Source organism: Pedobacter sp. N36a (assembly GCF_014472395.1).
Taxonomy (GTDB): domain Bacteria; phylum Bacteroidota; class Bacteroidia; order Sphingobacteriales; family Sphingobacteriaceae; genus Pedobacter.
The window spans coordinates 1-10683 of the sequence record NZ_JACSZW010000023.1 but is presented as its reverse complement, the minus strand read 5'-3'; the positions used below and the strand labels follow the sequence as shown (position 1 = coordinate 10683).

The window sequence follows — 10683 nt, the reverse complement described above, 5'->3', positions numbered from 1 at the left end:
AGATCATTGAAACAGGAATATATTTACCTGAACCCGCCTAACGGTGGCATGGAACTATTCCAGGGTGTGAAACGGTATGTCGAATTTTATAATAATCAAAGAAGGCATCAGTCTATGGAGGATCTTAGTCCAAATGAGGTATTCTATCAAAGCAATAAAAAAGTGTCGTAAATAATCTTAAGTTTGATCTATTGCTGTCCAGCAAACCGGGAGTACTTCATTACTCAATAAGAGTCTTTCAAACAATTGGCTGTTCACTTGACGTTCCAGTTGCCTTGCTGTCCAATTATTCTTTTCTACTTCAGCTATATAAAAATCTTTTTTATCTTGATTTTCAATTCGTATAAGTGTTCTATAATGTGTCCAACTGAATTGCGAACGCAGTGCGTGCGTATTTGGGAAAGCTCTATAAAATTGCCTATTCATTTCCAATTGACGAACTGAAAACCCTGTACCTAATTGTGGTTGAAATTCATCCGATATAGATTTAATAAGATATTTACCATAATCGGCCCGCTCTTTACCTTCCTGCTCTTCTTCAAAAATTATTTTACCTATTTGCCAATACATCAAAACTCTTTCAGTATCTACGGCACGAACGGCCTTTACTTGTGCAGTAACTACAATGGCTTGTATCTGCTCTATGAGACCCTTTTTTAGTTCCATTTTCAAACTTACGTAGAATTAGCAGATTAATCATTATCAAAATTCTAAAGAAACAAAAAACTTCTTTAACTCCGTTTTTGACCTCCCCCAGAAAAACTAGACTTGGAATTGCAACAATAAAGTGGACATTCGGTTAAGCTGCAATATTTTGTTTATTTAAGTTTCTTCCATATTCTTCCGGGGACAAGTACCCCAGTGCAGAATGTAGTCTTTTACGGTTATACCAGGTTTCTATATACTCAAAAACAATGAGTGCTGCTTGCTCTTTATCTGCAAACTTATGTTGGTATACACATTCAGCTTTTAGCGTCTTAAAAAAGCTTTCAGCTACTGCATTGTCCCAGCAATTTCCTTTTCTGCTCATGCTCCTGGTGATCAACGGATTTGTTTCCAATAAACACCTGAATTCATTGCATGCATATTGAACTCCGCGGTCAGAATGAAATATCAGTTCCTGTGTTATCGGACGTCTTTTTCGTGCCATTTTAAACGCAGGTATCACTGTATCATTTGTTTTCATCGTTAAGCTCAATGCCCAGCCTATTATTTTTCTATCACCAAGGTCTATTACCGTGGTCAGGTACAGCCAGCCTTGTTTGGTTCTGATGTATGTGATGTCAGACACCCAAACAGCCCCCAGAATTCCGGGCTTAAAATCACGATCCAATATATTTTCCGGCACAGGAAATTTATGACTGGAGTCTGTGGTGACCTTAAATTTCTTCTTCACAATGCTCCTAAGTTTTGCTTTTCTCATCATCCTGGCCACTCTTGGTCTGGATACTGGAGTTGCTACCTTTGAGTAGACAGCAAGTTAAGTGAATTTGATAACTTAACAGAAATTATGTCACGAGAAAGAAAAACCTATCCGAAAGAGTTCAAGATGATGAGCGTTGAACTGAGTAATACCCGCACAGATCTGAGTGCGCTGGCCAAAGAACTAGATATCAGTTCGGCGTTGTTGTACCGTTGGCGGAAGGAATTCTCCAGCAAACAAGACAGTAGTTTTCCTGGAAACGGGAAAGTTATACTCAGCGCAGCTGAGCAAGAGTTGGTCTTATTGAAGAAAGAACTGCGTGAAACGCAGATGGAGCGCGATATCTTAAAATCGTTCTACAGCGGCCATGCCTGTGGAATTACCAATACAACGCGAATCGCCTAAAATTCCGTAAATTGTCTTGACTTTCAGCGAGCCCCTGGCTTTTAATGGTACTATCCAAAATCCTTCTTAAAATCTGGGCCGGATGCTGTAAGCTCATCATTTAGGTGGACATTTGATGAATGAAATGGTGATCTTGAACAAAGAATCCCGTACAGAAAATTTTTAACTATTCATAGCATTCCCTGAGGTCACTAATTTTCAAGTTATGGGAAAACAGGACAATTCATTTAAGGTCGTCCATCCAAATGCTGCTGGCATTGATGTTGGATCTCGCAGCCATATGGTTGCGGTCGACCAATCAAAAGAAAATGTAAGGGAATTCGGCATCTATACGAAAGACCACGAAGAACTCATTACCTATCTTTATGCACAGGGAATCATGACAATAGCTATGGAAAGCACTGGAAGCTATTGGCAAACATTATTTTCCGCACTCCAGGCTGCAGGATTTGAAGTGCTACTAGTGCCAGGAAACCAGACCAAGAACGTGAAGGGACGCAAGACTGATGTGCTTGACTGTATGTGGATACAGAAGCTGCATTCGCTAGGACTCCTTTCCGGAAGTTTACTGTTGAGCGACAGCTTCCAGCAGCTGCGTACCTACTACTATCACCGTTCGCATCTGGTGGAACAGTCCGCCCGCTACAGTAGCAAGATGCAAAAAAGCCTCCGTTTGATGAATATCAGGCTAGATGTTGCGATAAATGACATTACCGGTCAGTCCGGCATGGCCGTTATTGAGGCCATCCTCTCGGGGGTACGGGACCCCGAACGCCTTTCTGCGTTGGTAAGCATCCGTGTGAAAAGGCCACGCCAGGAAATTACCGATGCACTCCATGGCTGGTGGAGGGATGAGCTACTGTTCGAACTTCAGGCCTGTCTGGAGTTCTACAAACTGTACGAGCATAAGATCAAGGAGTGTGACCTTGTGATCGAGCAGCTGCTGATCAAGTTCGCACCCAAAATGGACATAACAGAAGTAGAACAAAAGCAACTCAAGGCCAATAAAAAGAGGCGTGATAAACATGCTCCATCATTTAATCTTTCCCACCTTGCCTTCAATTATTTTCATACTGATCTTTTTGCCATCAATGGGATAAGCTATAATACTGTCCTCTGCCTTTTGACAAATATGGGACATGATTTATACAAGTTTCCCACAGCCAAAAGTTTTGCGTGCTGGCTGGGACTTGTACCCAACAATAAGATAAGCGGTGGGCGTATTATCAGTAACCGCACAGCTTCAGGAAAAAACTATATAGCCAAGGCCCTCCGACATGCTGCCAATTCTATAGGAAATCAATAGAACCATGAACTGACACCATTCTTCAAACGAATTGCCTTCAGGAAAGGCCGTATTGCAGCCATCATTGCCACTGCAAGGAAATTAGCCGTCATTATCTGGAACATGATAACCAAACAAGAACCTTATAAAAGAGAACTAATAGAGACCAACAGTGCTCGGCAGAAAATACTCAAGATTAAACAGATAGAGAAGAAAATATCTGCACTTGGACTGAGTAAGGAGGAATTGGAAAAGATGTTATTAAGGAATTCTTTTTCAGTCATTTAAAAAGTTGTTGTACAGAAAAAAGCGATGAGCTTAGATAAGCATTCCTTTGGGCATGCAGTTGAGAAATATCGCACACCAAAAACAAGAAAACTATTGACCGAGGCCTAGTCCCCTATCTGCATAAAAATATTTATTTTATTCAAAAATTCACAAGGAATCAAATAAATCCTTCGTTATGTAGTCGCTCAATTACGGCTTTTATATCAACAGTATCGTGTTCGCTTTTTAAATAGATTTCTGAAAGATAAATGGTTTCACCTTCAATATAAACATAAGTAATTACTCTAGCGCCACCGGATTTACCTTTGTTGGTACTGGAAATAGCTAACCTGATTTTATATACATTTTGACCAAGATCGGTCCCCATTGTGGGATTCTCAATCAACTCGTCAATCAAGCCATTGAGATCCTTTAAGATTTGTTTGTGTTTTTTAGCAATCTGCTTCAACTCCCGTTTAAAATCCGGAGTTAATAATACCTCAAAGGCCATTAATCTTTAAGCGATGCTTCTATTTCAGAAATAGCTTCTTTTGCATTTTGAAGTTTAACCTTACCTTCCTTATGCATTTTAATCTTTGTAAACGAACGTTTTAAGTTATTATACACGCGCTGCTCATCCCCGTCTAAAGGCTGTTTAGCAGAATCAGTATTCTGTTCAATATTGTAATTTAAACCCAAAGCATCCAAAACAGCCTTAATGGCCTTTTCAGCTTTCTTGTTGTCAATATTTACAGTTAGTATCGTCATAATACAAATTTAACGAAATTCTTTCATAATATACATATAGACAGTCGAATGATAAATAAACTTTACATCAAAATCAAAACCTCTGGTTTTAATTTTGTAAAGCCATCCCCGGTAAAGTTTCACCATTTATCAACCCCACAACCGTAATAAAACGCCTTTTCTTTTGACGATGTTTTTATAATCCCACTGTATTTTCTTCGATTTTTCAACCCAGCGTACAACATCGTCCAGGTTAATCTGTTCAACGGCAGTATAAGTGTAATCTTCCCCTAACTAGCTACGTTCAAAACTAAAGAATTCCATTCCAAATTGCTATTGTTATCTTGTTGTAATGTGGGAAACTGGTTGCCTTGCTGCTTAGCAGGGAGTTTACCATATTTCAATACAAATTCTACCGGCGTTAAATAGCCAAGAGCAGCATGTGGTCTTTCATTATTATACATCCAAGCCCAGGCTTGAGCATACTTTCGTAATTCCGAAAGACTCTCAAACCTATAGCTATTCAGTACATCTTGCCTGAAAGTCCTGTTGAACCTTTCGATCAAACTGTTCTGAGTAGGTTTGCCAGGTTGTATATAATTCCATTTTATATCTTTCAGACTACACCACTCTGAAATAGCATTTGAAATAAACTCCGGCCCGTTATCAGAACGAATAGCATCCGGTTTACCTCTCCAGTCCACTACTGTTTCTAGTTCCCGGATCACTCTTTGGGAGGGTAAACTTGTGTCTACAGCGATGGAAAGTACTTCACGGTTAAAGTCGTCTATGATATTTAATGTCCTGAGCGTTTTTCCGCTGGCTAGTGTGTCATGCATGAAATCCAGGCTCCATGTTACATTTGGATAGATAGGACAGAGTAGCGGTGCTTTAACACGCGCTGGAAGACGTTTTTTTCTCTTGTTACGCATATTAAGACGCATCAGGGTATAAACCCGGTAAACGCGTTTATGGTTCCACATATACTGTAGTTTCCTGATACGATGATACATCATCCAAAATCCCCAGGTCCTATGGGCCTCTGCAAGAGCTGACAATTGGTCTATGATTTCATGATCATCTTTGCGTTTAGCTCTATAGTAAAACACAGAAGTACTGATGGAGAACAATATGCAGGCCTGCCGAAGACTCATCCCGAATGAATCTTTTGCATAACCGACAAGCTCACGCTTCTCGGCAGGCCCTATAGCTTTTTTTCGATAACGTCTTTAAGAATGGTAATCTGAAGAGTCTGCTCTGCTACAATCTTTTTATACTGAGCCAGTTCCTTTTCCATTTCCTTCAACTGCTTAACCTGGGAAACTTCCATCCCAGAATATTTACTCTTCCATTTGTAAAATGTTCCTTGACTGATGCCATGCTCCCGGCAGATATCCGAAACTGATTTACCAGATTCCTGCGAAGACAAAATCTTGATGACCTGTGGTTCGCTAAAATTGCTTTTTTTCATTACCCTAAATTATTAAATACTACATTTATTTATGTAGCTGTTTTTAGGGAAGATTACAGTGGGGAGTAGTCTCCATATTTCGGATAATTAAAAAGACCAATAATTTACCTAAAAAAAGCCAGACTTTCATGTGGCTGCATTTAAAAAGAAATATAGTAAATTCAATATTACGAAACCATATTTATTCATTAAATTCCAATACTTTTTGTTGCAAGACAAAACCAGAATAACTGAAAATTATCACAAAGTATTATAATATTTATGAACTCTAAATCCTTTTCTATTTTAGCTGTTTTTTTTTGGTTAAATACGACACTAAACGTAGCTTTCTCTCAGAAAAGCATAAGCCATTCTGACTCGGTTGTTGAACTTGCCAAAAGTTCAATTGAAAAATCATCAATACGTGTTTACGGAAAGATGACCAATATTCCTTATGAAATCAAGACACTTGACTTTATCGTCAATAATGCCATAACCAGTTATCAAGAGGTCACTATAGCCAAGATTGAAAAAAACGGCACCTTCTCTGTTGAAATCCCAGTATATCACGTGATCCCAGAATTGCTCTTAAAGATTGGTGATTCCATGGATTCTTTTCTTGGCATCCCCGGGGATTCCCTGGAACTAGATATCTCCTATCGAGTGGGCAAGGCTAACAAGCATGAGTATTATATGCAATTTCGAGGTAAGAACTCGGCCATAGTTTCGGAGTATTATGACTATGCGCTACACCTAAGAGAACTCAACAACAAAGGTTTCAACTTAGAAAAGAAAACCAAAATAGAACAGCTTTCTTTTTCAAATTACAAAACATATCGGGACTCTATTCGTACAATCCAGGATGGTATGTTGTTGGCTTATACAACCCAGCATCATTCCAGCGAAACGCTAAAAAGGATAGCGTTGTTGGAGAATAAATATGCATGGGCAAATGATTTGGTATCCTATGGGCTTTTCCATAAACCTGGCAAATTTACAAAAGTAGATCACTCCTTCTTCGATTTCATGAATGCGGGGATTCTTAATGATAGCAGTGCATTACTCGCCAAAGATTATCCTGATTTTATCAAAAATTATAGACTTGTTATTCAGCTAAGTCATGGCAACCAGGAATTACCCATGCAACAAGCTATTGAATTTGCACTTAAACGTGATACCTTACTTAGTCAACCTGCCAAAAGAGCATTCAATAACTATATTAAAAATGGCGGGTATTCAAACAATGCTGAGGACAGCCAGGAAATGAACAAAAACAAAGACAATGATTTCATGCTAAGCTTTTTCAATGCCTACTTAACCAACAAAGCATTCAATGAGGTGGACAGCATTTTCGCACCTGGAATCGGCAAAAATCTGGCATTATCAAACCTGCTATATTCTGAGCTCATGCAGGACATCCCAATACAGGACAGCCTATTGAATCGTTATTATCAAGCAGTGACAGAGAAGTCGATAAGCAGGCCTATTTTTGAAAAAAACATTGAGCTTGCTGAAAGATTTTCAGCATCCTCGAAGTCCAATAACTTCGAGGGAAAGAAATTGAATGGGCCGGCTAAAGACTTGCTGCTCAAACTGACAAAAGAACACTTAGGCAAGGTCATATACATTGATTTCTGGGCAACTTGGTGCGCTCCCTGTCTTCAGCAAATGGAGATTGCTAAACCCTTACATAAGGAATTCAAAGACGTTGTTTTCCTTTACCTCTGTAGTTCATCTCCAGATGGAAAATGGAAATTTGTCATCAAGGATAGAAAAATAGAGGGTGAACATTTTCTACTAGATTCAGAACAATTTAGTTATCTCAGCAGTGCCTTTAATATTGTAACTGTGCCCCGTTACCTACTTGTCGACAAAAAAGGGAAAATGGTTAGTGAAAATGCTCCTTCCCCTAGCTCTGGGCAAACTTTAAAAAAAGTTCTTGCTCGGCTTTCATCTGAATAGTGCCTAATTTATAATACAATGGATCACGGGAGCAATCATTAAAGCAAAACGATTTGTCAAATTGCACATCATAAAATCCGATTCCAAAATCAATCGGATGCGGTTGCCATTTTAAGCTGATAGAAAGCAATCCAAAAATTTCGAAGCATTCCTACAAATGCGCGCTTCGCATTATCCTTCTCCTCAAGGGAAATGTTGAGATCCGTTACCGATATCTTTCCAAACCTATAGAGCTCATTCGATAATTGATAACGCTCCTGCGCAATTTGATCCGCTTTTTTAGACATTTCGATGGTATTTGCAATTAGCTTTATGTTTTCAACCAAAATTGTTATCTCTTGTACTAAGTTTGCTTGCTCCTGTTGCACAGAAAAGGCGAGTGTCTTAAGGTTCGAAGTGGCTAAACTGATGTTATTGCTATTTCTTCCCCAATCCAGTAAAGGCATAGATACCCCAAGATTTAAGGTTTTTTGTGTATTTGGGCTAGTGTAGACGCCTCCAATTCTATCACTGACGTTGTTATATCCGTATGATGTATTGAGATTAGTTTATCAGCATTACCTCAAGGAGAAGAACGTATCCTTTTATGCAAATGAACTCGCCATCAGTGAGAATTACCTCAACAGGTGTACTCAAATGGTTTTAAACAAATCAGTCAAGAAGTTCATCATAGAAGTTTCCGTCTTACAAAGCCAGATCCTTTTAAAGGATATGGGGAAGAGCATTGCAGAGATCTCTCATGAATTGAATTTCGAAGATCCCTCCTATTTTTCCAGGGTCTTTAAAAAGATAAACAGCATCTCTCCGGTTGAATACAGAAAGCGCATCATGAACGATTTTTCCTAATAATTCTTCACAAGAATACATTAACAACATTAATAATCACATAAAATGGGGAATACTAAAAAGCATTCCCCATTTGGCGTAATCTTGAATAAGTAATGAGATTTAAAGGGAAAGTGTGATTACCTCTCCATCTTGAGGAATTAACAATTTGTCTGTCCCTATATTGAATTCGGCAGCTTTCTGGATTAAAGAGCTCCTGGTTGTCCTACAATGATCCAGGGCATCCATATGTACAGCGATGACTTTCGCTTTACCACTTTCACCGATTAAGGCCATTGTCTGTGCTTCGTCCATGATGATTGGCGTATTTTCATACCCTTGGATACGCGCTCCTCCCGAATTAACAACAATATAGTCAGGATCAAACTTTTTGATATTTTTCTTAACATCGTCTGTCCAGATAGCGTCTCCAACAATATACACAGTCGGTTGGTTCTTAGCCTTTAATACAAAGCCGGATGTCTTGCCCATCATCTTCAATATCTCGCCGCTACCATGCTGCCCCTCTACCCGATGAATGCTGATATCATTCCATAGCATATTGTCCTTTAAAACTGCTGCATTTTTAAAACCTTCCTTTTCGAAGAATTCCTTATCTGCAGGCTGGTGTAACAGTTCAATTGATTTATCCAGGATTTTACTAGCGGCCTTGTCAAAGTGGTCATCATGTGTATGTGTCACTAAGACCAAATCAACATCTTTAACGATTTCATTTACCGGCATTATCAGATCAACTGTTGGATTTTTTTGGATTCCAGCCCAAGACTCAATTGCCCCTTTTTGAGACAGCATTGGATCAACTAAAATCTTTTTTCCACCATACTCAATGATTAATGTTGCGTTTCTAACTAACTGAAGAGTCGGTTTCGTATTCGAATTGGTTTGTCCAAATGATAAGGCAGCTGACAGCGTAAGCGCTACTGCTAAAATTACTTTTTTCATGACTTTTTATTTTAATAATGTTAACACTCCTTTAATAAGTATTTTGGAGTAATTAGTACACTGCAAAGGTCGGAACAGAAAATTATCCTTAATGTATCAAAGGCCTACTAATAACTACCATTTTGATAACAGCTGTATTGTGGTCGCATTGTCAGTAAAAAGGTATTTAAAATATATATTCACTAACTTCGAGTACTAAATGTAAAACATGAAAACGATTAAATTTCATAAGACTGAATGCGGCGTTGATTTCCTATTAAATGTCTTAACAGAAAAAGACATTGATTACACTGATACAGGTACATTTGATACCGACTATTTCGAGATTTTATTTTTTAAAGAAGCAAAGGGTATACTCATTCTAAACCAGCAAGAAATCGAGTTGAAAGCAGGTTCGATTATCTTTATTTCACCGTTTCAAAAGCGAAACTGGAGATTAGAGCCCAACAATCTTCAGGTGACTACTTTGATTTTTCAAGAAGCCTTTTTAAATGACTTTTTTGCCGATAAGCTATTCACTTACCGCTTACTGTACTTTTACCAGCTGGTACATCCTTTAAAATTGGATATTGATAAGGATGAAATGCTGAAATACTGCAGCCTGTTGACAGAGATCAAAATAGAACTATTGGCTAGTGAAACTGATAGTGTCCATATTATTCGCTCATTATTATACTATCTGCTACAGACACTGAACCGCCGATATGCAAAACAACATGACCTGTCTTTGAACAAATCAGGAAATAACCTGGCTTTTCACTTTAAGAATTTACTAGAGATCCACATCAAGGAGAAACAGCGAATCAACGATTATGCTGAAATGTTGGGCATCAGCAGAATTTCACTGAACAAAGCAGTCAAAGCCCAGTTCAACACTACAGCTACTCAATTGCTAAAACAACGCCTTCTTTTTGAAATACAAAACTTGCTGCTTCATTCGAACAAAACTATTAATGAGATCGCTTACGAACTTAATTTTTCAGAACCGAACCATCTGATGAGATTCTTTAAGACTCAAACGGGGCAAACCACAACTGAGTTCATCAACAGTATGACTAACATTCCCAGAAAAGCAGAAACAAATCCTTATCAAAAGGGTATTCTTTAGATAGTTTCTGGTATCCTATTTTCGTGTGTGCTGAGGTAATTTTGTAAAATAATATAAAATTAATATGCCATGAAAAATAAAGTTATAAATACGGACAGCCCAGATAATCATTATTTAAGATCAATAGCGTCCTAAACGCAAAAAAGGGAAAGAGGAAGTTTTAACACAAAGTTACCTTTGTGGTGCACAAAAACAATCCCCTTTCTCGATGATAAACATAACATTATTTTCACAAATTATATCAAAAT

11 protein-coding genes and 2 pseudogenes are annotated in these 10683 nt (G+C 38.3%); 6 read left to right on the top strand and 7 right to left on the bottom strand.

Annotated elements, in window-relative coordinates; all coding sequences use genetic code 11:
* The first annotated feature begins 6 nt into the window (after nucleotides 1-6).
* Entirely contained in the window at nucleotides 7-171 is a 165-nt protein-coding gene (locus H9X96_RS23180) for an IS3 family transposase (RefSeq protein ID WP_370576771.1), read from the top strand.
* Nucleotides 172-177: 6 nt separating this feature from the next.
* On the opposite strand, the gene H9X96_RS22120 is transcribed toward H9X96_RS23180, so the two are convergent.
* The gene (locus H9X96_RS22120) at nucleotides 178-666 is read right to left on the bottom strand and encodes a DUF1016 N-terminal domain-containing protein (RefSeq protein WP_187668381.1); all 489 of its coding nucleotides are present in this window, start codon (nucleotides 664-666) and stop codon (nucleotides 178-180) included.
* A gap of 133 nt (nucleotides 667-799) precedes the next feature.
* Nucleotides 800-1441 (bottom strand): annotated as a pseudogene (locus H9X96_RS22115) (IS3 family transposase); the annotation flags it as partial.
* A gap of 69 nt (nucleotides 1442-1510) precedes the next feature.
* Here H9X96_RS22115 and H9X96_RS22110 point away from each other — a divergent pair.
* Nucleotides 1511-1828: a transposase gene (locus H9X96_RS22110; protein WP_187668377.1), complete on the top strand. Its 318-nt coding sequence runs from the start codon at nucleotides 1511-1513 to the stop codon at nucleotides 1826-1828.
* A 205-nt stretch (nucleotides 1829-2033) separates the two neighbouring features.
* Nucleotides 2034-3134, top strand: a complete 1101-nt coding sequence (locus H9X96_RS22105) for an IS110 family transposase (protein WP_187668376.1) — start codon at nucleotides 2034-2036, stop codon at nucleotides 3132-3134.
* Nucleotides 3135-3558: 424 nt separating this feature from the next.
* Here H9X96_RS22105 and H9X96_RS22100 read toward each other — a convergent pair whose 3' ends face one another.
* The 3 genes and pseudogenes from H9X96_RS22100 to H9X96_RS22090 form a co-directional block, all read right to left on the bottom strand.
* Entirely contained in the window at nucleotides 3559-3891 is a 333-nt protein-coding gene (locus H9X96_RS22100; protein WP_187668375.1) for a type II toxin-antitoxin system RelE/ParE family toxin, read from the bottom strand.
* Entirely contained in the window at nucleotides 3891-4148 is a 258-nt protein-coding gene (locus H9X96_RS22095; RefSeq protein ID WP_187668374.1) for a hypothetical protein, read from the bottom strand. Before H9X96_RS22095 ends, H9X96_RS22100 begins: the two co-directional genes overlap by 1 nt.
* 377 nt (nucleotides 4149-4525) lie before the next feature.
* Nucleotides 4526-5598 (bottom strand): annotated as a pseudogene (locus H9X96_RS22090) (IS3 family transposase); the annotation flags it as partial.
* Nucleotides 5599-5859: 261 nt separating this feature from the next.
* Between H9X96_RS22090 and H9X96_RS22085 the strand changes: the two are divergent.
* The gene (locus H9X96_RS22085; RefSeq protein ID WP_187668373.1) at nucleotides 5860-7539 is read left to right on the top strand and encodes a TlpA disulfide reductase family protein; all 1680 of its coding nucleotides are present in this window, start codon (nucleotides 5860-5862) and stop codon (nucleotides 7537-7539) included.
* An 89-nt stretch (nucleotides 7540-7628) separates the two neighbouring features.
* Here H9X96_RS22085 and H9X96_RS22080 read toward each other — a convergent pair whose 3' ends face one another.
* On the bottom strand, nucleotides 7629-8042 hold the full coding sequence (locus tag H9X96_RS22080) for a TolC family protein (RefSeq protein ID WP_187668380.1): 414 nt from the start codon (nucleotides 8040-8042) through the stop codon (nucleotides 7629-7631).
* A 34-nt stretch (nucleotides 8043-8076) separates the two neighbouring features.
* On the opposite strand from H9X96_RS22080, the gene H9X96_RS22075 reads away from it, so the two are divergent.
* Nucleotides 8077-8385, top strand: coding sequence for an AraC family transcriptional regulator (locus H9X96_RS22075; protein ID WP_187668372.1), 309 nt, complete (start codon nucleotides 8077-8079; stop codon nucleotides 8383-8385).
* Between the two features lie 102 nt (nucleotides 8386-8487).
* Here H9X96_RS22075 and H9X96_RS22070 read toward each other — a convergent pair whose 3' ends face one another.
* The gene (locus tag H9X96_RS22070; protein WP_187668371.1) at nucleotides 8488-9327 is read right to left on the bottom strand and encodes an MBL fold metallo-hydrolase; all 840 of its coding nucleotides are present in this window, start codon (nucleotides 9325-9327) and stop codon (nucleotides 8488-8490) included.
* Between the two features lie 208 nt (nucleotides 9328-9535).
* Between H9X96_RS22070 and H9X96_RS22065 the strand changes: the two genes are divergently transcribed.
* On the top strand, nucleotides 9536-10435 hold the full coding sequence (locus tag H9X96_RS22065) for an AraC family transcriptional regulator (protein WP_187668370.1): 900 nt from the start codon (nucleotides 9536-9538) through the stop codon (nucleotides 10433-10435).
* The last annotated feature ends 248 nt before the right edge of the window (nucleotides 10436-10683 follow it).